Source organism: Enterobacter sp. Sphag1F (genome assembly GCF_014193275.1).
GTDB classification, from domain to species: domain Bacteria; phylum Pseudomonadota; class Gammaproteobacteria; order Enterobacterales; family Enterobacteriaceae; genus Pantoea; species Pantoea symbiotica.
This window is the reverse complement of the sequence record NZ_JACHZD010000005.1, coordinates 39,047-57,244: the sequence shown is the minus strand read 5'-3', so window position 1 is coordinate 57,244 and position 18,198 is coordinate 39,047. Positions and strand designations below refer to the sequence as shown.

Genomic DNA, 18,198 nt, shown 5'->3' with positions numbered 1-18,198 from the left:
TCCATGAACATCAAAATCCAGCAAACCGATCCCCTCTCATCAGAATCCCAGTTACTGGTTGAGAAACTATCAGCCGAACTCGCCAACATTACAGGCGACAACGGCAAAAGTCATTTCAACGCCCAGGAACTCAACAATGAGTGTTCTTTGTGGGTGCTAGCCAGAAATGAAGCCGGCAATGCCGTGGGTTGCGGGGCGTTGCGGTCGCTTGGGAACAATACCGCCGAAGTAAAACGCATGTACTCCGATCGTAGTGTGCCGGGCGTTGGCGCAGCGCTATTGGAGTATCTGGAAACGCGGGCCAAAAGTATGGGATACCGCGAAATTCGGCTATCGACCCGCGTTATCAATAGCCGTGCCGTGGCGTTTTATCACCGTTCCGGCTACGCGCAAATCCAGAGCTATGAACCTTACATCGGCAGAAACGAATCGATCTGTTTTGCTAAAACGCTGTGAGTTTGACAACCTACCAATGGTAAGTTGCTACTAGTAGCTTACCCATGACGGAGGTTGTCGCTATGCATGCTCTGATCGTTACTGCTCATCCGGACCAACATTCACACACGCACCACATCGTTTCGCAGGTGGCACAAGGTATTGCTGCTTGCGGCCACAGCTATGAAATTGCCGATCTGGCGGCGGAGCAGTTCGATCCGCGCTTCAATCAAGCCGATTTTGAACAGTTCAAAAGTGTCGCACCGTCGCCCACCGACGCCGTAGCGGAGCAGCAGCGGCTGGATCGAACAGATGCGCTGGTGCTGGTCTACCTGATTTACTGGTGGTCGTTTCCGGGGCAGCTCAAAGGCTGGATCGATCGCGTATTTACCTAAGGTTGGGCGTAGATGTTGACGGCCAAACCGTGGTGAAAAAGCTCGGCTATTTGCAGGTGCATTTGCTGGCGCTGGGCGCGGCGAGTCATCGCACCTATGTGCGTCGCGGCTATTTTCAGCAGCATGCGCACGCAGTTCGATGAGGGGATTTTTGGCTACTGCAGCGCGCCGGTGGTGACCAGCGAATAACTGCTGCCAACCGATGAAAATTATCCCGACGCACACTTCGCGCTGGCACATCAACACGGACAGCGACTTTTCAACGTGAAAGAACCGGCATGAATCAACCCACTCGGCAGCGCATGACGCATCAGGCACGTCGTCAACAACTGATAGGCGTGGGGTGGAATCCTGGTGCGCGAGCAGGGAAGCGATGCGCTGACGTTAGGACGCGTGGCGGAAGAAGCGAGCGTCAGTAAACACCGGCATCGGCGTGCAGGCCAGCGGCTCGGAGAACGGCAACAGAACAGAATACGTGAACAGCCGCGTCAATGATAAAGATAACCTGACGCTGACCAGCCAGCAGGATCGCGCCAGCTACGACAGCAAGCAAAGTTCCACGGGTTTCAGCGCCAGCATCTGCGTGCCACCTATCTGTGCCGGCGTACCGGTGCAGGGCAGCGCCAGCATGAGCGGCAGCAAAATCTATAACGATTACGCCTCCGTGCAGCAGCAGAGCGGTATCACTGCGGGTGACAATGGCTACAACATTTTTGTCGGCAACCACACACAGCTGGACGGCGCGATCATCGCTTCATCCGCAACGCCGGACAAAAACCACCTCAGCACCGGGACGCTCGGCTGGACCAATATTGAAAACCACGCCAACTGGGGCGGCAATGGCTACAGCATGGCGGTCAGTGGCAGCATGGGCGCTCCTACTACGCCGGAATCCGGTAGCTTTATTTCAAAATTACCGAACGGTGGGCTGTCGCAGCAGTCGGGTAACAATCCTATGCCTGTAGCGACACTGGAGCAGACTAAAGATCGCGCGAGTTCAACCACCTACAGCGCCATCTCGCCGGGGACGATTGAGATCCGTAATCCTGATGCTCAAAAGCAGGATGTGTCGCAAATCAGCCGTGATACCGCCTCTGCGGAGAATGCGCTGAAGGATAAGTTTGATGCGCAAAAGGCCGAGGACAGTATGGCCGTGCAGCGTGAAATGGCCGTGCTGGGTCAGCAGGTCATTCAGCAGACGTTCGACTACCTCAAGCTTCAGGCGAAGCAGCAGGAGCGCGACAAGCTAAAGAACGGTAAAGCGTTCAATGAAATGACGACACTGGAGCAGGAGAAATATCTCAGCGAGCGTGACAAAGAGGTCGAAAAACAATATGGCATCGGTTCGGACCTGCAGATAGCGGCGCAGGCCATCAGCGGCGTGTTTGCCGGTCTCGCGGGTGGAAACGTCAGCGGCGCAGTAGCGGCCGGGGCAGCACCGTTGCTGGCGAAGATGGTGAAAGTGGTGTCTGAAGGCAATGAGCCTATGCGCGTGATTCTGCACACTCTCGCATCAGGTTTAATTGCCAAAGCGCAGGGCGGCAGCGCAATAGGTGGAGCTGCCGGAGGCTTAGCCGCCGGTGTAATGAGTTCAAGTGACAAGCTGAGCCAGATGTTCTTTGGCAAATCTGTTTCTGAACTCTCTGAAGATGAAAAAATGCTGGTCGCCAACATCGTTACTCTGGCGGGTGCAGTGGCTGGAGGCGCGGTTGATGGGCGGGTTGATGTTGTAAGTGGTGCATCAGCGGGTAGGACGGAAGTTGAGAATAACTATCTTAGCGACAAACAAAAGACTCAGAGGGAGAAAGAACTTGAAGAGTGCCAGGGCCAAATTTGCCTTGTTCAGGTTGGAGTAAAATGGACTGCTATTAGTTTAGGTCAGGATGGAAGCTTTGCTGCTGGGATGATAGCCGGTGTCCCTGTGAGTTTATATGACACTATAAAGAGTGTTGTTAAAACGGCTAGTAGCCCAGTTGAAACCTACGAGGCACTAAAAACGCTATTTAATAGCGATGATCTGCTAGGTAACATCGCGGATGCTGTCAAGCAGTCCTATATTGAACGCATTGACCAATTGGTAATGGAATATCAAAAAGCTGGAGCTAGCGGTTCGTTTAATGCGGGAGTTGAAGGTGGTAAGCTAGTTGCGGATATAGCCGGGCTGCTTGCTGGCGGTGGTGGTATCGCTAAAGTCACTGGCAGTGTAACGGAAAAAATCGTAGCGAAAGTAGCCGGCCATGCTGAGTTGATTGCAGCGAAAGCTAGCAATGAAGCTCACAATGCGGCGAAATATGCTGCTCTAAAGCTAGATTTAAAAACGACTGAAGCAGCGAATGATCTTGTGGATAGTTTACGAAACACAGGAAAACTACCTGATAATTATGTAAACAAATCTCAAGCTATTGAAAATGGCTGGAAGGCAGGTAAAGCTTTAAATAACACATCCCCCGGGAAGCAGATTGGAGGGGATATATTTGAAAACTCGAACAATTTATTACCTTCTGTACAGGGAAGAGTATGGCGCGAAGCAGATATTGGCATAGATAATACGATGTCAAGAGGCAATCAAGCAGGGACAAGATTGTTGTATTCAGACGACGGGTTGCTATACATCACGACAGACCATTATGAAACAGCCACATCTATAGGTAAGTGGAAATGAGTAAAAACGATGTAGTTTTAGATGGGTTAAAGATATTTAGCGAATCAGATGTACACCGGTATTTAGCCGATTTACTGGACTTCGGTCCTTATTATGGTTCAAATTTAGACGCTTTATGGGATCGTTTAAGTACAGATGTGGAAAGACCAGTAAAAATAACATGGGTGCATTCGGAATTATCAAAGCAACGTCTTGGGGATAGATTTGATAAAATCATCCAAATATTCGAGCGGACAAAAAAACAAGACATTGATTTTTCATGGGATGATAAGTTTGATTACGTGCTGGAGTAATTATTGATCTCAGCCTTATGGCTGATATTTAATGGGGGCAATCGAGGATATCCTGCGTTAAATCGAAGATTAACAAACTGACATTACTAACCGATCGCTGTACCCGATACTAGGTGCAGGTAATCGGGACGTGACGACTTCGCTGGACAGCAGTAAAGCCAGCAGCGACAGCAAATCCACCCAGTACGGCGTGACGGTGCAAATGTCAGGCTATGGCGTGAGCCTCGCACAGGCAGCAGATAAGGTTGTGGATTCGCACAAGAACAGCAGCGATCCGCGCCTGCAGGCAATTTATGCAGCGCAGGCGGCGATGACCGCGCTTTCGGCATACACGCAGAGCAGTGCGGCGGTAAAAGTCACCGTCAGCGCCACGGCCGGCAGCAGTCACCAGTCGATGGAGCAGAACAGCAGCGAACAAAGCTGCACCGTTCTTAAGTCCGGCGGTGATACTTCTCTGACTGCAAAGCAGGATATTACCGGCCAGGGTGCAAAAATCAGTGGCGACAATGTCTCACTCAGCGCAGGCCGCGATATCGCACTAAGCAGCAGTGAGGACAACAACAGCCAGAAATCCAGCAGCGGTGGCAGCCACTACGGCGTAGGCGTCGGGTTTGGTCTCGGCGGCAGCCAGAACGGCTTCTCAATTGAGCTGGCCGCCAGCCAGAGCAGCGCTAAAGGCAACGGCAGCAGCGTTACCCACCATAACAGCGAAGTGACGGCAGCGGGCGACCTGACGGTAAAAGCGGGTCAGGACGTCACACTCAACGGTGCCAACCTGAACGGCAACCACGTGGACCTGGATGCAGGCCGTAACCTTGAGATTGCCAGCCAGCAGGATCGCGCCAGCTACGACAGCAAGCAAAGTTCCACGGGATTCAGCGCCAGCATCTGCGTGCCGCCTATCTGTGCCGGCGTACCGGTGCAGGGCAGCGCCGGCATGAGCGGCAGCAAAATCTATAACGATTACGCCTCCGTGCAGCAGCAGAGCGGTATCACTGCGGGTGACAATGGCTACAACATTTTTGTCGGCAACCACACACAGCTGGACGGCGCAATCATCGCTTCATCCGCAACGCCGGACAAAAACCACCTCAGCACCGGGACGCTCGGCTGGACCAATATTGAAAACCACGCCAACTCGGGCGGCAATGGCTACAGCATGGCGGTCAGTGGCAGCGTGGGCGCTCCTACTGCGCCGGAATCCGGTAGCTTTATTTCAAAATTACCGAACGGTGGGCTGTCGCAGCAGTTGGGTAACAATCCTATGCCTGTAGCGACACTGGAGCAGACTAAAGATCGCGCGAGTTCAACCACCTACAGCGCCATCTCGGCAGGGACGATTGAGATCCGTAATCCTGATGCTCAAAAGCAGGATGTGTCGCAAATCAGCCGTGATACCGCCTCTGCGGAGAATGCGCTGAAGGATAAGTTTGATGCGCAAAAGGCCGAGGACAGTATGGCCGTGCAGCGTGAAATGGCCGTGCTGGGTCAGCAGGTCATTCAGCAGACGTTCGACTACCTCAAGCTCCAGGCGAAGCAGCAGGAGCGCGACAAGCTTAAGAACGATAAAGCGTTCAATGAAATGACGACACTGGAGCAGGAGAAATATCTCAGCGAGCGTGACAAAGAGGTCGAAAAACAATATGGCATCGGTTCGGACCTGCAAATAGCGGCGCAGGCCATCAGCGGCGTGTTTGCCGGTCTCGCGGGTGGAAACGTCAGCGGCGCAGTAGCGGCCGGGGCAGCACCGTTGCTGGCGAAGATGGTGAAAGTGGTGTCTGAAGGCAATGAGCCAATGCGCGTGATTCTGCACACTCTCGCATCAGGTTTAATTGCCAAAGCACAGGGCGGCAGCGCAACAGGCGGAGCTGCCGGAGGATTAGTCGCCGGTGTAATGAGTTCAAGTGACAAGCTGAGCCAGATGTTCTTTGGCAAATCTGTTTCTGAACTCTCTGAAGATGAAAAAATGCTGGTCGCCAACATCGTTACTCTGGCGGGAGCAGCGGCTGGAGGCGCGGTTGATGGGCGGGTTGGTGTTGTAAGTGGAGCATCGGCGGGTAGAACGGAAGTTGAAAATAACTATCTGAGTGTGTCGGAAAAATCAGAACTTGAAATAGCGAAGCAAAAACTTAAAAACAGCCGAGACCCGGCAGAGCGTGAGCAAGCTGAGAAAGATATTACCCGATTAGCGGAACTCAATTTTTCAAGGGATGAGAACGTGATAGCGGTTTGTAGCAATGGTCAGGCGGCAAGTGCGGGTTGTGCTAGCGCTAGGTTGAAGGCTTATGCTGTGAAGGTTGAGTACGAAAGCACCGGCAACTATAACTCGAAAGCCAGCCAGATGTATGCCGATGCTTACGGCGAGATAGTAAACCTGCTGAACATCACCAGCGTTGATGCGCAAAATCAGCAGCAGGTGAAAGATGCTATGGTGAACTATGTCATGGGGTATCTCCATACTGATAAAGCCGCGGCATCTGCATACATTGAAACCTATGATGGGATGAAGCTAGTTATTGCATCTGTCGCGCCAGTGCTGGGTGCTGCTGCTGCCGGAAAACTAAACGGATTAATCGCTGAAAGTTCAATCAACCTGGCAAATCAGAAATATGTTGATATCCTTTCGCCTGAAGCTAAGCAGCATATTTTATATGGAGATGGGCCGACTAGCGGGGGGCATTTATACCCCCGGAAATCCAGGAAAAACAGTATTTCCACAAGATTGGACAGCCGATAAGGTTGTACATGAAATAGGTGATATTGCTACTTCACCGGACACTGTCTGGTATGCCCAAACTGGTACTGGTGGTAAATATACCAGTAAAGGGGACCCTGCTAAGTGGGTTGCATACGAAGAGCGAGATGGAGTACGTATTCGTGTCGTCTACCAACCCGCTAATGGTAAAATAATAACTGCATTCCCAGATAGTAACCCAATGCCACCATACAAACCGGCAAAACAATAGAGGTAAATTAGGGATGTTTGCTGATCGAATAACTAACTTTGGACGCAAGCTTGATGACAAGTTAGACCAGGAGCTTTTAAAAGGTGCTTTGGATTATATAAATTTTAATGAGGAGCCCTTGGCTTTGGAGATTCTCTGTGATCATATATGTGAGTATGACGTAGCACTCAATCAAGCAGAGTATGACGAAGTGATAGCGCTTGCAAAAGACATGGGGTTAGATGTGAATGATGTTCCATTTAGGCATATGAAACAGTTGGTTGTATGATAAAAACCCCGGTCACCAAACCGGGGTTTTACCTTATCACCCAGCAGTTGTCAGCTAAGTGTTCATCTCTACCAACCTCGGGATCTCCACGATTTTTCGGCCAACCTGAACCCATGTGCCATCATTCAGTGCACCTCCGGAGGATGGCCCGTTACGTTGTGGTTCCCCTGCTTTCGAACATAATGCACGGTTTAAAGTCGGTGGTAGGTCGCAGGCGCGTTAACTCCTGTCTTACCAAACGCTGAGCTATCGCAAGCTGCAGGATAATATTCCTTTATTTGTGGCAACGCTGAGGCAGAGTAAAGGTTGAACAGTTTCGATACTAAGATCAAAGCCACCGTATGCTTTTAATGTTGACTAACTGTAGACTTAAGTTCTTAGTTTTGAGCGTAATTATCCATGAAGTCGACCATAGCGCCGGAATGAGCGTCAACATGCCGGATATATCGCATTACCGTTTCTGGTTTCTTCCACGTACCTTCCTGCATAATTTGCGCAGTGCTATATTTTTTGTGGCCATATCGACCGCAGCGCCCACGCGAGTGCTGTGGCCTGACCATCCCCGATACCGATAACGATTTTTATTTGGCGGCGCATCCTGCCCGGAGCCAGCTTCACGCCATGCGCGGGCAAAAATATCCTCCATCGTGCGGGTAGACAAAGGCTTTAGAGTTAGGGCTGTCGCACAATTAGTTCGATGAACAGGACCGAAGATAAATGCATCAGGATTAGCAATCAGCCCTGATTTGTTTATCCACTAGGTCAACCTATGCAATAACAGATCTCCCAGCGCCTTTATCAGGCCTCCGGTCATCACAAGTTTTTGGTCCCGGCCACATCTAGAAAGATTCGGCCATCTTGCGTGAGAGAGATGCCGCACACGCAGATGTCCAAGTTCACTGACACGCAGCAACGTGGTATATGCCACATGCAGAAATGCCAAATCGCGGCTCTGCTCCATCTTGTTGGAGCCTGACCAGCAGCAGTCCCTATCTCATCACCGTAAACCCGAAATTAAACGGTCTGGGGCAGTTGGACGCCAGCCTGTTTGGTGACCTCAATCAGTTGCTGGGTAAACAGCCTGGCAGCGCACCACAGGAAAGCCGTCAGCAGTATACCGACGTGAATACTTTCCTTGGCGATGCGGCATTTGATACGCGTTACGTTAGCAACACCGTTCTTAACCAGACCGGCAGCCGCTATCCAAAGCTATCTATCTGGTAATCAAAAGGGATATTTGACACTTAACTACCAATCTTCCTCTGCGATTGGTATTAGTGTTACAAATGGCTCAACAAGTGCAGTTCAGGCAACAAATGCAAAAGTTGTTATTGGAAGAGATTATTCTATGCCTAATGGGTATAAAATTATTACAGGATATCCAACACCGTGAATATTGAAGAAAAGTATCCATCATTGAATTATTTTTTAACAAGTTATTTTCATCAGGATTTTGATGTGCTGTTCGGTAGCGCTGATGAAACCATAGCAGCTTATCGAGTGACGGAAACAGCAGAAGAGCAGTCGAAGATGAAAACTGAAATAGAAAATCTGATTGTACTTGCTCTGCCAGAGGACAAATTGCAGGACATATTGCTTAATAAAATGGATTGTAACTATTACTACCCTAATGCATGGGACTCATCAGAATCGTGGCTGCAACACATTGCAGATCAGTTAAGCTAAAAAAATCCCGGCCACCGAGCCGGGATTTTACATTATCAGCCAGCTATCGCCAGCCGGATGATCATCTCTTCCGGTTGCGTGATCACCTCGATCTTCTGCCCGGTCTAAAACCCCAGCGCCGCCATCCAGTACCCCTTCAGGGTGATGGCCGTTGGCTGCGTTAAGTTTCGGTAATCTCGCACATAACCTGCGTTGTAAAACCGGTGACAGCTTGCGGGCGTATGACACCTCTGACTTCTGATGCAGTTCAGCCATAGTAACTCGCTCCTCTAGTCGTTGTGGCTAGCGGGTTGTCGACGTCTTACCACGTTCAGTCCGCGCCAAAAATTCTCTCTGTCAGCTGCCTGTCTCCTGCTGCTGCGCTTAAGCACGTTGTGCCTGACTAAAATCGAAGAAAACGAGGTAAAGATACTGACAATGCCGAAAAAAGAAAGTAGGATTTAATCCTACTTAGCGGAGTGAAGGTGTTCCAATGAGAACAACACAGCAGATGAGTATCACGCTGCCGAATGAAATGGCGGCACAGGTGAAAGCACGCGTTGCCAGTGGCGAATATGCCTCAGAGAGTGAAGTTATCCGGGAAGGTCTGCGGGCGCTGATGGCTCGTGATAATGCGGTGGAACAATGGCTGCGGGAGAAGGTAGTACCGGCCTGGGAAGCACTGCAACGCGGTGAAACAGAAAGCCTCAGTGGTAACGATATCAGGGACAGACTGAAAGCCGAGCACAGGAAGGCAACCGGAGAGTAAAAATGGACTACAGGGTAGTATTCGCACCGGAAGCGGAAGAACAACTGGCGGAACTGTATCGATACATCGCAACGGCGGCGACACCGGAAACGGCTTTGAGCTATACGGAAAGCGTTATCAGTTACTGTGAGTCTCTGGAGCGCTTTCCGCATCGGGGAAATCGCCGGGACGATATCCTGCCAGGGCTGAGAGTTACGAACTATCGCAAGAGAACAATCATCGCCTTTATGGTCCGAGATAAGACAGTGAGTGTTCTGGGGGTATGGCACGGCGGGCAGGATTACGAAAATGATCTGCTTAGCGATGAAGCGGACTGAGTACCAGGGGCGCAGTAATGGGTTCGTCGGCTCTTTATAAGCATGCTGTGTTCTATCCTGGGGTAGAGAGCCTTTGCATTGAGTGAGCAATCGTCTATTGCCAGGCGAATTATCATCTGCCCGGTTCGGTTTTGGTCAGGGTGAGCAAACACAAAATCGGTAACGGGTGCATCAGGTGAAGGGCAGCAGCAATCACAGCGGCAGCACTGATGTAATGCACGGCGGCCGATTATTCATAACATTGGCAAAAAGCGCATCGGGGCAAAAAACTCTGCTCCCGGAAACGCACCGACAAAAATGCGCTGCAAACTGCTGACTGCACAGGGAAAAGCGGTGAACGTCGGCTGACTCCGCAACGGAAGATATTGTTGTTGAGAATAATACGCTGACTCTTAAGCAGAACCAGTCACGCGCTCACGAAATGACACAGTGCAGGGGCAATTCTGACTGTGAAAAGAACGTGATTGAAAAGTATAAAAAGCTAAATGCAGAGCAGCATCAGAGTGTTATTGGATGCACAGGCGCTCTGGATTGTGTCAACAAAGCTAATGAAGTTAGCCAATTAATGACGGATTATGCCAATCGCATAAACGAGTTAATGGCAAGCTAAGTGCAGAAGAACAGTACGAACTTTCAATCCTTCAGGTTACTTCAATTCAGCTGGAAGCGGATAGGTTGGCTGCTATTCACAATGCATTGATGTCGGGGGACTCTCCAGAAGCGAAGCAGCTTGCTATAAACTCTCAAAGTGTTATCTGACTCTGTTGTTGTAGGATGTAAGGGGACTGTTGTTATGGTATATACAGACCCAACACTGGGCTATTAAGTAGAGTTTATGGATGCGAATGGTGAAACGTTATATGTTTTAACCGTGTATCCAGATGACATCCAATTGTTGGAGTAATATTATACTTTTATAAAGTAAATCCCGGCCAACTAAATGGGATTTATTTTAAGAACGAGTTTCTACAGCTTAACGTCATTTTAACTTGAGCACACTTGAGCTTGTTGTAATTAGACCCGACGACTGGAGATAGGAGTAAGATTGGTAATGGTCATCTTGATATAGAATAGGAAATAAAAATGAAGGCTATTTTGAAAAGTATTTCAAATGACGATTTTGAATTGGATAATTTTCATCCGGAAAATGAGCAGTGTTTTTCTCTCCGGTTGTTATTGCGTATTGGAGGTGAAGATAGCTCTGGGGCAGACAACTTTGATCTCCGTATATGCACCCCGGAATGGCTCTGCAAGCACCTCTGGCTTCCGGAACTGATACGGCATACGCTTCTGGTACGTAAATACGATCTGGATGAAATTAAAAAAAACATCACAGGCTACATCGATCGGTGTGAAGGCAATGACTGGATGGAGATAGCACAAAAGCTCTCTCACTTTTTTGCTTGGGAATATGAAGACTATCAGTCTTAAATAAAATATCTCGAGGAATCGCGTCAAGATCGTTTTACCAGCCACTTACTCATTAGTAAACCGGATGCTCAAAAGCAGGACGTGTCGCAAATCAGCCGTGATACCGCCTCTGCGGAGAATGCGCTGAAGGATAAGTTTGATGCGGAAAAGGCCGAGGACAGTACAGCCGTACAGCGTGAAATGGCCGTGCTGGGACAGCAGGTCATTCAGCAGACGTTCGACTACCTTAAGCTCCAGGCGAAGCAGCAGGAGCGCGACAAGCTTAAGAACGATAAAACGTTCAATGAAATGACCGCACAGGAGCAAGAGAAATATCTCAGCGATCGTGACAAAGAGGTCGAAAAGCAATACGGCATCGGTTAGGACCTGCAGATAGCGGCGCAGGCCATCAGCGGCGTATTTGCCGGTCTCGCGGGTGGAAACTTCAGCGGCGCAGCAGCGGCCGGGGCAGCGCCGTTGCTGGCGAAAATGGTGAAAGTGGTGTCTGAAGGCAATGAGCCTATGCGCGTGATTCTGCACACTCTCGCATCAGGTTTAATTGCCAAAGCGCAGGGCGGCAGCGCAACAGGCGGAGCTGCCGGAGGATTAGTCGCCGGTGTAATGAATTCAAGTGACAAGCTGAGCCAGATGTTCTTTGGCAAATCTGTTTCTGAACTCTCTGAAGATGAAAAAATGCTGGTCGTCAACATCGTTACTCTGGCGGGAGCAGCGGCTGGAGGCGCAGTTGATGGACGGGTTGGTGTTGTAAGTGGCGCGTCTGCGGGTAGGACGGAAGTGGAGAATAATGCACTGAGTGATGGCAAGAAACCCTCTGTGAATATTTACTCGATCAACCCGATGAGACCGAATGTGCTTGACGGAGACGGAGATCCACTTAAGGCTGGAGGCGGTGGAATAGCCAAAACATCCATCCACAAAGGGCAGCAAAAGAAGCATGTTCCCGGCACAAATGAATATAAAATCGCATCTGAAGCAGGGTTGAATAAAAGTATAATTACTGTTCCCGCATAGTCATTGCTTCCAAAGTTAGGAATAGGGCAGCAAGTTAGCAATCTCCCTGTAGGGAGTCCGGGTTCAAAGGAAAGAATTAATTATGGGCAGAATATTGGTAATTATATCGATCCACAGACAGGTGTGTCGGCTCCAAAGACTAATGAAATAGTCCATTATGGAAAGAATGGTGTTCATATTTTTCCAGCAAGACCAGCAGAAAAGTAATGAAGGGTTAGTATATGAAAAGTAATGATTATTTTAAGTTATCTATTCAAAGGGCTTTACTTGGAAATATAACTAAAAATATCAGAGCAATATCGGCATTATTGGAAGGTGATAGCATTACTTTAAAATTTTTTTATGATGGAATAATTAGTGAAGATGATGAAGAAAATGCTTCTATAGTACAAACCGAAATTATTGCTGATCTTGATGATAGTTCAGTTGTTCATACAGTTGTCACAAGGCTGGATTATCCTGAGCCAATAAAATCCAGCGGCTTTTTACTTTATCTTAGAAAAGAATAAAAAAGTAATCCCGGCCACCGTGCCGGGATTATTTTTTTATCAGTCAGTTACCCTTCAGTCGCCAGCCGGATGATCAGTTGCCCCGGCTTTGTGATCACCTCGATCTTCTGCCCGGTCTCAAACCCCAGATCTCCCATCCAGTGCCCCTTAAGGGTGATGGATGGTGACGGCGTAAACTTCCTCGCTGTAAACCCGGTAATGACAGACAGAACGGTGTTGTTAAAATGCGCGTCGGGTCAAAAAGTTACGGTACTGAAAACGCGTCAGGAAAAACCACCTCTAACCCACGGAAAGCACAGGGAAAAAAGGTTGTACGTCGGTTAACTCTGCACCGGATAAAGTTGTTGTTGAGAATAACCATCTTAGCGACAAACAAAAGACTCAAACTTGAAGAGTGCCAGGGCCAAATTTGCCTTGTTCAGGTTGGAGTAAAATGGACTGCTATTAGTTTAGGTCAGGATGGAAGCTTTGCTGCTGGAATGATAGCCGGTGTCCCAGTGAGTTTATACGACACTATTGACGGTATAGTGAAAACCGCGAGCAGCCCGATTGAAACCTACGAAGCACTGAAAACTCTTTTTAACAACGGTGATGTACTGGGCGATGTTTCAGAAGTCGTTAAACAGTCCTATATTGACCGTATTAATCTAATGGAAGCCGAGTATCAAAAAGCCGGAACAAGTGGCTCATTTAAAGGGAGGAAAACTTGTTTCAGACATAGTCGGCCTGCTAACGGGCGGTTTGGGTTCGACTAAATTGGCGGCTGGAATAACTGATAAAGTTGTTACAACCGTAGCGGGAAAGCTGGCTATTAATGCTGGGAAATCGCTAAATCTTGATTTCCCAGTTAAAATTTTAGGTGAATACTCAACCGTAAAACCGGGTCCTCTATCAAATGACTTATCTGAGATCTTTAGCGGCGGCAAATATAAAGAAATTGTGTTACAAAAGGATACCATCCTGTATCGTGCGGGAGTAGCAGATAAACCCTATGGGCAGTTTTTCAGTTCGAATCACCTCAGGGAGTACTGCAGACACGAATTGATAAAGCAGTGTTACCTCAGTGGCCTGGGGGGCTACCTCCCCAATTGATTCATCAATTGCGATAAAAATTCCTGCTGGCACTAAGGTATATCTAGGTGAAGTTGGTACACAAAATGGATTTTACGTGGGTGGAACTCGGCAAATTGTCGTACCTAAGCCGTGGTCTATAACAGGCACCGAAATCATAGAGATAAATCCACTAAAATGACGTCTGAAGATAAGTCCAGGATAATAGAAAAAATGAATCGTATGGACGCACTGCTGCAATTAGGTGGCTATAATGATTGGTCGGCAAGCATTAGAAGTCTTGCTAATGATTTCGAATACTCCTCCGAACGAGTCCGTTCAGATTTTTTGAATTTATATGGTGGAATGGGGTCGCTAAATGATTTATTGATTTATATAAATGGAAAGATCAGCATCGATGAAAATGAAGAGTTCGATAAAATCAGATCTGAGTTATATGATGATTTAAAATGGATTAATAATATTCTCTAAGTATAAGATATGGACGTCGTAAAAATCGTTTAGCCTTGGTGCTCTGATGTTCTTCAAAGGAATTATCATGCGTCATAAATGATTAAAAAATCATGTAAATGGGCGTTGTTACTTCAAGGAGTTAACCTAAGCAATATGCGATTCTTTAAGGATCCGATCCTTGTATAACTGAAAATTCATTAGACAGAATTAGCAAAAATCACCTACTTGAGTGTAAATATCCAGTCAGTATGTGCCGGATTTAGACAAATTTGGCGTTTGGTTCTTTACCAAAGCGCCCGTCAAGATTGTTTGGAAAATTCTTATTCGATGGTGGCCAGTGCAGTCGCGGGTGCGCTTGGCGGCTTAAGTGCTAACAACATGGGCGCGGCAGCCAGCGGCGCGATGGCATCATATATTGCTAATGCTATAAAGAAAGCCACCACATCATACAACGCTGACGGCACAGAAAAGACTAATCTGGTAGCAAACACCATGGCTCACGCCGTGGCAGGTGCGATTCTGGCAGAGATTAGCGGTGGAGATGCTGCGGCCGGTGCTGCTGGAGCCGCAGGCGGTGAGCTGATAGCCCGGGCGATAGTGTCGGTAATGTATCCTGGCGTTAAGGCCAGTGACCTTACAGAAAGCCAGAAGCAGACAGTGAGTGCGTTGAGCCAGTTGGCAGCAGGCTTAGCAGGGGGCCTTGCCTGCACTGAACCCCAAAACCTGTAGACATTCCCTGTCCTCACGACGAGACCTTTTCGAAGGCCTCTGAACTGACGCCTCCCAAGTGGCTGTGGCGTCGGGTCCGGTTGTAGAATTAATCAATGATATAGGGAAAATCCAGACGAAGTAATTCCTGAAAGGTTCGCTGGCCAAAGTATAGGATCTGGGGCAAGCCGTAGAGATGTGTTTTTCAGGATAAAAAGAAATGACGCAGTGGTGACAAAACCTGATGGAAGCTTTGTCACAATTCTTAACGACGGTGTAAATGAAAACACCTAAGTGATAAATTCTTTAAAAGGAGATGCAAGGTGAACAGCTCATTGGAAAACATGAAAATATGGGCCAAAAAATTCTTTGATAAAGAGATAGAGGCTATATATGGTCTTATCTATTTCCTTGATAGCCCTGATTTAGATGCTCCTCAAAGATTGCAAATAAAATTCTCAGGCAGCAATGAGGAATATCAATTTTCATGCGGTAGGGATGGAACCACTCTTGCTTTAGAGCGTGCTTGGTTAATTAATCGAGACTTAGGCGAGTATGGAAAGGAAATAGTTATGGATATTTCGGGTGCAGAGCCTTATTCACGTTATATTGGGCTAAGCCCTAATAATTTTCACTCTATTCTTTCACAGGATGACAATGCTATAGTTGGAATGAAATTATCATTCAGTAACAATCCTGATATTTTCTTAATTAATGCAGGTGATGAGTTGCTGTTTACGAACCTTAACCCTTTCGAGTCGTCTGATTATAATATTTCATTTATTGATCTTTTGAGCTAAACAGTGGGTTTTATGCCTGGCTTCAGCAACCGTATTCACAGCGAGATTAGGCAAACCCAACATATTGAAAAAGGAATGGCATCCGACATCGAAGCGCTATCCATCGCGACGGCAACTGGATTAATTGAATCGTTAGTCCCTGCATCAGATAAAAATGAAGATGTGTGGCAAGAAATGGAGGCTTTTCTGTTAGCTTAATCTAAGCAACACGCACTCGCCTGGCGAAATTTCGGTCAATGATAAAAAACCTAAAGTTTCATCTCAGCATGCCGATAAAAAAGATGTTTTTTATTATAAGGATATTCAATGCGTAATATTATCTGCACTTTTGGTTTGATTCTGGGAATGACAGGTATAACGACATCTGCTCAAGCCAACACATTGACGCAAAGTCTAACGCGCTGCGACGCTTCGTTCTTCAGTGAAATTTATCATCAGCGTACTTCAATTAGCCGTGTGGCTCCATTAACACTCGATCAGCAACATCATGCCTGGTTCAAAACACCGCCAGAAGGAAATGGCAAAGTCTGGTTCGCTCAGCCTCTGCAAGAGTTAAAACTAACGCTGACTGGCTATCATCTGCAAACCAGCGACTTAAGTGAAATGAACTACGGTAAATATTATTACTGGGGATTGATTATCAAAGAATCACCTGAAGCGGTGATGTCCGCGCTTAACCAGCTAAGCTGGAATAAGGCTGGCGATGATTACGTTGCTCAAGCGATGATCAAGGCGGATAAAAACAGTGCATGGGAAATAAATAACCAGGCAGTGTCCGGCATTGCGCCAGAAAAAGGTAGCACTGAAAAACTGTTGATGCTTAGCCAAAGCAATGAAGAAACATTATTGCTCTGTTCAGTTCAGGGCAATGTCACGCCTGACATGCTTAAGTCATTACGCCCTGATTTAACCAGCGGGGCAGTAAAATGAAAAAGCTGACAGGATTAGCATTATTGATGCTCACGGGTTGTGCCATGAATAATAAACCCCAGCCGCAAACACCTGAGAAGGCACCACCGGGTTTTGTGAAAATTCTTCAGGATGACAAAATCACCTCCTATATCGATTTCCGAGTGATTTCAACTTATCAAGGTAATAGTCATTTACGGCGGTATTATTTCATCAATAACTATGCGCAGCAGACGAAGATCATTGATAACCCACCGTTGTATATTGCCAGTTCACGGGCAATATATGTTATTAACTGTGATAAAAATCAGCGTGCCGTGATGGGAAGATCTTTCTTTTCCAAACCTTTTGCCGAAGGTGAACTTGTTCATGCGAGTGTCGAAATAGGACAGTGGGAATCATTCCCGGATAACTCTCTTATAGGCATAACTGCTGGGATGATGTGCCGAATTCCAGTTGAGAAACTCAAACCGGAACCCGCAAAAGAGAGCCGCAAGCCATTATTAGATTTGTAATCAAATAAGCAGCGATTAAACCGCTCCCGCCGTACCTTCAAAAAACGCCACCAGCAATTGCCACAAATGTTGCGCTGCGGGCGTGAAGCGATGATCGGCGCTGCGTAATAAGTGGCATTGGCTTTCACGAGCGATGCGATGCTGAATCGGCACGGTGACTAAGTTCTTAGCAATGAGGTCGTCTTCAACCACTTTGGCGGTCATAAACGCGATGCCCATTCCGGCCTGGCTCAAGGCGATGGCGCTGGAAAATAGATTACAGCTATAAGCCGGGCTGAATATAAATCCTTCCTGACTGAACATGGCATTCATATAACTTTGAATGCCAAAATTTTTGTCCATACCAATCAACGAATAATTAACCAGTTCGGCCACTTCAATTTGCGGGAAATCCGCGATGGGATGTTGGCTGTGCACCACCGCACAGATTGGTCCGCGGTGAAAACTCAAACACTTCAGGCCGGGAGGGCCAATCGGGCCAAAACCCACCGCCATATCAACGTCGCCTTTGGCAATCAGCGACACGGTGGTTTGCATATCGCCCGACAGGATATCGATAAACACGTCGGGATAAGTTCGCGAAAACGGCTGCAATACATGCCTGACGACTTCATCCACCATGCCCTGACCGACGCGTAATTTGATCGAGCCACCGCGCTTATGGCGCAGATCTTTTAACTGACGATCCAACTGGCTGCGGCGCTGATGGGTGTGCGCATAATCTTCAGCCAGCAACTTTCCAGCTTCGGTCAGCACCACATTCCGTCCACGTCGCTCCAGCAGCGGCAACTGCATCTCCCGCGCCAGTTGCGATAACTGACGGCTGATGGCGGCGGGATCAACATCCAAGGCTTCCGCCGCCCGACGAATACCGCCGTAATTGCCCACTTCATACAGATACCTTATGGATTTTTCTGGATAGAGCAGCATCGCCATAGGTTTTTCCTATCTGTTGATCTGAGGTCAACAATAATAGCCTTTTATCTCCATTTTTTAAGCGCATTTTTATCTCCATACTCGA

At 47.9% G+C, this 18,198-nt stretch carries 27 protein-coding genes; 24 read left to right on the top strand and 3 right to left on the bottom strand.

The features are described from left to right. The first annotated feature begins 3 nt into the window (after positions 1–3). From FHW71_RS16430 to FHW71_RS16385, 10 genes are all read left to right on the top strand, one after another. Entirely contained in the window at positions 4–456 is a 453-nt protein-coding gene (locus FHW71_RS16430; protein ID WP_179452546.1) for a GNAT family N-acetyltransferase, read from the top strand. Between the two features lie 62 nt (positions 457–518). Continuing rightward, the gene (locus FHW71_RS24050; protein WP_286176290.1) at positions 519–830 is read left to right on the top strand and encodes an NAD(P)H-dependent oxidoreductase; all 312 of its coding nucleotides are present in this window, start codon (positions 519–521) and stop codon (positions 828–830) included. 433 nt (positions 831–1,263) lie between these two features. Further along, positions 1,264–3,492, top strand: a complete 2,229-nt coding sequence (locus FHW71_RS24160; RefSeq protein WP_353620996.1) for a ribonuclease domain-containing protein — start codon at positions 1,264–1,266, stop codon at positions 3,490–3,492. Beyond that, positions 3,489–3,785, top strand: coding sequence for a barstar family protein (locus FHW71_RS16410; RefSeq protein ID WP_179452547.1), 297 nt, complete (start codon positions 3,489–3,491; stop codon positions 3,783–3,785). Before FHW71_RS24160 ends, FHW71_RS16410 begins: the two co-directional genes overlap by 4 nt. A gap of 130 nt (positions 3,786–3,915) precedes the next feature. Beyond that, positions 3,916–6,522, top strand: coding sequence for a hemagglutinin repeat-containing protein (locus FHW71_RS16405; protein ID WP_353620995.1), 2,607 nt, complete (start codon positions 3,916–3,918; stop codon positions 6,520–6,522). Next, positions 6,437–6,751: an EndoU domain-containing protein gene (locus tag FHW71_RS24035; protein WP_353620994.1), complete on the top strand. Its 315-nt coding sequence runs from the start codon at positions 6,437–6,439 to the stop codon at positions 6,749–6,751. Before FHW71_RS16405 ends, FHW71_RS24035 begins: the two co-directional genes overlap by 86 nt. A 13-nt stretch (positions 6,752–6,764) precedes the next feature. After that, complete coding sequence (locus tag FHW71_RS16400; protein ID WP_179452548.1) at positions 6,765–7,019, top strand: MafI family immunity protein; 255 nt, start codon at positions 6,765–6,767, stop codon at positions 7,017–7,019. A 921-nt stretch (positions 7,020–7,940) separates the two neighbouring features. Beyond that, a complete protein-coding gene (locus FHW71_RS16395; RefSeq protein ID WP_179452294.1) occupies positions 7,941–8,243 on the top strand; it encodes a hypothetical protein in 303 nt (100 codons plus the stop codon). Beyond that, complete coding sequence (locus tag FHW71_RS24155) at positions 8,161–8,412, top strand: RNase A-like domain-containing protein (protein WP_353620998.1); 252 nt, start codon at positions 8,161–8,163, stop codon at positions 8,410–8,412. The genes FHW71_RS16395 and FHW71_RS24155 overlap by 83 nt, the downstream gene beginning before the upstream one ends. Beyond that, positions 8,409–8,705, top strand: a complete 297-nt coding sequence (locus FHW71_RS16385) for a contact-dependent growth inhibition system immunity protein (RefSeq protein ID WP_353620993.1) — start codon at positions 8,409–8,411, stop codon at positions 8,703–8,705. Before FHW71_RS24155 ends, FHW71_RS16385 begins: the two co-directional genes overlap by 4 nt. A gap of 27 nt (positions 8,706–8,732) precedes the next feature. On the opposite strand, the gene FHW71_RS16380 is transcribed toward FHW71_RS16385, so the two are convergent. Continuing rightward, positions 8,733–8,960 (bottom strand): hypothetical protein, encoded by a 228-nt coding sequence (locus tag FHW71_RS16380; RefSeq protein ID WP_179452550.1) that lies wholly within the window; start codon positions 8,958–8,960, stop codon positions 8,733–8,735. 217 nt (positions 8,961–9,177) lie between these two features. Here FHW71_RS16380 and FHW71_RS16375 point away from each other — a divergent pair, with 217 nt between their 5' ends. The 7 genes from FHW71_RS16375 (at position 9,178) to FHW71_RS16345 (ending at position 12,721) form a co-directional block, all read left to right on the top strand. Beyond that, complete coding sequence (locus tag FHW71_RS16375; RefSeq protein WP_008105709.1) at positions 9,178–9,453, top strand: type II toxin-antitoxin system ParD family antitoxin; 276 nt, start codon at positions 9,178–9,180, stop codon at positions 9,451–9,453. A 2-nt stretch (positions 9,454–9,455) separates the two neighbouring features. Then, a complete protein-coding gene (locus tag FHW71_RS16370; RefSeq protein WP_179452551.1) occupies positions 9,456–9,770 on the top strand; it encodes a type II toxin-antitoxin system RelE/ParE family toxin in 315 nt (104 codons plus the stop codon). Positions 9,771–10,853: 1,083 nt separating this feature from the next. Beyond that, positions 10,854–11,201 carry an immunity 8 family protein gene (locus tag FHW71_RS16365; protein WP_179452552.1) on the top strand — a complete coding sequence of 116 codons (348 nt, stop codon included), beginning with the start codon at positions 10,854–10,856 and terminating at the stop codon, positions 11,199–11,201. Positions 11,202–11,282: 81 nt separating this feature from the next. Beyond that, positions 11,283–11,564 carry a hypothetical protein gene (locus tag FHW71_RS16360; protein WP_179452553.1) on the top strand — a complete coding sequence of 94 codons (282 nt, stop codon included), beginning with the start codon at positions 11,283–11,285 and terminating at the stop codon, positions 11,562–11,564. Positions 11,565–11,657: 93 nt separating this feature from the next. Continuing rightward, positions 11,658–12,212: a VENN motif pre-toxin domain-containing protein gene (locus tag FHW71_RS16355; protein WP_179452554.1), complete on the top strand. Its 555-nt coding sequence runs from the start codon at positions 11,658–11,660 to the stop codon at positions 12,210–12,212. Between the two features lie 3 nt (positions 12,213–12,215). Continuing rightward, positions 12,216–12,419: a polymorphic toxin type 50 domain-containing protein gene (locus FHW71_RS24150; protein WP_179452555.1), complete on the top strand. Its 204-nt coding sequence runs from the start codon at positions 12,216–12,218 to the stop codon at positions 12,417–12,419. Positions 12,420–12,433: 14 nt separating this feature from the next. Continuing rightward, entirely contained in the window at positions 12,434–12,721 is a 288-nt protein-coding gene (locus tag FHW71_RS16345; RefSeq protein ID WP_179452556.1) for a hypothetical protein, read from the top strand. Positions 12,722–12,768: 47 nt separating this feature from the next. Here the strand turns inward: FHW71_RS16345 and FHW71_RS24030 are convergent, their stop codons facing one another. Further along, on the bottom strand, positions 12,769–12,921 hold the full coding sequence (locus FHW71_RS24030; RefSeq protein ID WP_353620997.1) for a SymE family type I addiction module toxin: 153 nt from the start codon (positions 12,919–12,921) through the stop codon (positions 12,769–12,771). 24 nt (positions 12,922–12,945) lie between these two features. Between FHW71_RS24030 and FHW71_RS16335 the strand changes: the two genes are divergently transcribed. From FHW71_RS16335 to FHW71_RS16305, 7 genes are all read left to right on the top strand, one after another. Beyond that, on the top strand, positions 12,946–13,476 hold the full coding sequence (locus tag FHW71_RS16335) for a hypothetical protein (protein ID WP_179452558.1): 531 nt from the start codon (positions 12,946–12,948) through the stop codon (positions 13,474–13,476). Between the two features lie 529 nt (positions 13,477–14,005). Then, positions 14,006–14,263 (top strand): hypothetical protein, encoded by a 258-nt coding sequence (locus FHW71_RS16330; RefSeq protein WP_179452559.1) that lies wholly within the window; start codon positions 14,006–14,008, stop codon positions 14,261–14,263. A 309-nt stretch (positions 14,264–14,572) separates the two neighbouring features. Then, positions 14,573–14,974: a VENN motif pre-toxin domain-containing protein gene (locus FHW71_RS16325; protein WP_179452594.1), complete on the top strand. Its 402-nt coding sequence runs from the start codon at positions 14,573–14,575 to the stop codon at positions 14,972–14,974. A gap of 302 nt (positions 14,975–15,276) precedes the next feature. Further along, positions 15,277–15,753 (top strand): hypothetical protein, encoded by a 477-nt coding sequence (locus FHW71_RS16320; protein WP_179452560.1) that lies wholly within the window; start codon positions 15,277–15,279, stop codon positions 15,751–15,753. Positions 15,754–15,765: 12 nt separating this feature from the next. After that, positions 15,766–15,951 carry a hypothetical protein gene (locus tag FHW71_RS16315; RefSeq protein WP_179452561.1) on the top strand — a complete coding sequence of 62 codons (186 nt, stop codon included), beginning with the start codon at positions 15,766–15,768 and terminating at the stop codon, positions 15,949–15,951. 108 nt (positions 15,952–16,059) lie between these two features. Next, the gene (locus FHW71_RS16310) at positions 16,060–16,683 is read left to right on the top strand and encodes a hypothetical protein (RefSeq protein ID WP_179452562.1); all 624 of its coding nucleotides are present in this window, start codon (positions 16,060–16,062) and stop codon (positions 16,681–16,683) included. Continuing rightward, positions 16,680–17,177: a surface-adhesin E family protein gene (locus FHW71_RS16305; protein WP_286176287.1), complete on the top strand. Its 498-nt coding sequence runs from the start codon at positions 16,680–16,682 to the stop codon at positions 17,175–17,177. Before FHW71_RS16310 ends, FHW71_RS16305 begins: the two co-directional genes overlap by 4 nt. A gap of 15 nt (positions 17,178–17,192) precedes the next feature. On the opposite strand, the gene FHW71_RS16300 is transcribed toward FHW71_RS16305, so the two are convergent. After that, positions 17,193–18,113, bottom strand: coding sequence for a LysR family transcriptional regulator (locus tag FHW71_RS16300; protein WP_179452563.1), 921 nt, complete (start codon positions 18,111–18,113; stop codon positions 17,193–17,195). Positions 18,114–18,198: the final 85 nt, after the last annotated feature.

Coding starts and splice junctions, on each gene's coding strand:
- FHW71_RS16430 (WP_179452546.1), top strand. CDS start 4: ATGAACATCAAAATCCAGCAAACCGATCCCCTCTCATCAGAATCCCAG.
- FHW71_RS24050 (WP_286176290.1), top strand. CDS start 519: ATGCATGCTCTGATCGTTACTGCTCATCCGGACCAACATTCACACACG.
- FHW71_RS16410 (WP_179452547.1), top strand. CDS start 3,489: ATGAGTAAAAACGATGTAGTTTTAGATGGGTTAAAGATATTTAGCGAA.
- FHW71_RS24035 (WP_353620994.1), top strand. CDS start 6,437: ATGGAGATGGGCCGACTAGCGGGGGGCATTTATACCCCCGGAAATCCA.
- FHW71_RS16400 (WP_179452548.1), top strand. CDS start 6,765: ATGTTTGCTGATCGAATAACTAACTTTGGACGCAAGCTTGATGACAAG.
- FHW71_RS16395 (WP_179452294.1), top strand. CDS start 7,941: ATGCCACATGCAGAAATGCCAAATCGCGGCTCTGCTCCATCTTGTTGG.
- FHW71_RS24155 (WP_353620998.1), top strand. CDS start 8,161: ATGCGGCATTTGATACGCGTTACGTTAGCAACACCGTTCTTAACCAGA.
- FHW71_RS16380 (WP_179452550.1), bottom strand. CDS start 8,960: ATGGCTGAACTGCATCAGAAGTCAGAGGTGTCATACGCCCGCAAGCTG.
- FHW71_RS16375 (WP_008105709.1), top strand. CDS start 9,178: ATGAGAACAACACAGCAGATGAGTATCACGCTGCCGAATGAAATGGCG.
- FHW71_RS16370 (WP_179452551.1), top strand. CDS start 9,456: ATGGACTACAGGGTAGTATTCGCACCGGAAGCGGAAGAACAACTGGCG.
- FHW71_RS16365 (WP_179452552.1), top strand. CDS start 10,854: ATGAAGGCTATTTTGAAAAGTATTTCAAATGACGATTTTGAATTGGAT.
- FHW71_RS16345 (WP_179452556.1), top strand. CDS start 12,434: ATGAAAAGTAATGATTATTTTAAGTTATCTATTCAAAGGGCTTTACTT.
- FHW71_RS16335 (WP_179452558.1), top strand. CDS start 12,946: ATGCGCGTCGGGTCAAAAAGTTACGGTACTGAAAACGCGTCAGGAAAA.
- FHW71_RS16330 (WP_179452559.1), top strand. CDS start 14,006: ATGAATCGTATGGACGCACTGCTGCAATTAGGTGGCTATAATGATTGG.
- FHW71_RS16325 (WP_179452594.1), top strand. CDS start 14,573: ATGGTGGCCAGTGCAGTCGCGGGTGCGCTTGGCGGCTTAAGTGCTAAC.
- FHW71_RS16315 (WP_179452561.1), top strand. CDS start 15,766: ATGCCTGGCTTCAGCAACCGTATTCACAGCGAGATTAGGCAAACCCAA.
- FHW71_RS16310 (WP_179452562.1), top strand. CDS start 16,060: ATGCGTAATATTATCTGCACTTTTGGTTTGATTCTGGGAATGACAGGT.
- FHW71_RS16305 (WP_286176287.1), top strand. CDS start 16,680: ATGAAAAAGCTGACAGGATTAGCATTATTGATGCTCACGGGTTGTGCC.
- FHW71_RS16300 (WP_179452563.1), bottom strand. CDS start 18,113: ATGGCGATGCTGCTCTATCCAGAAAAATCCATAAGGTATCTGTATGAA.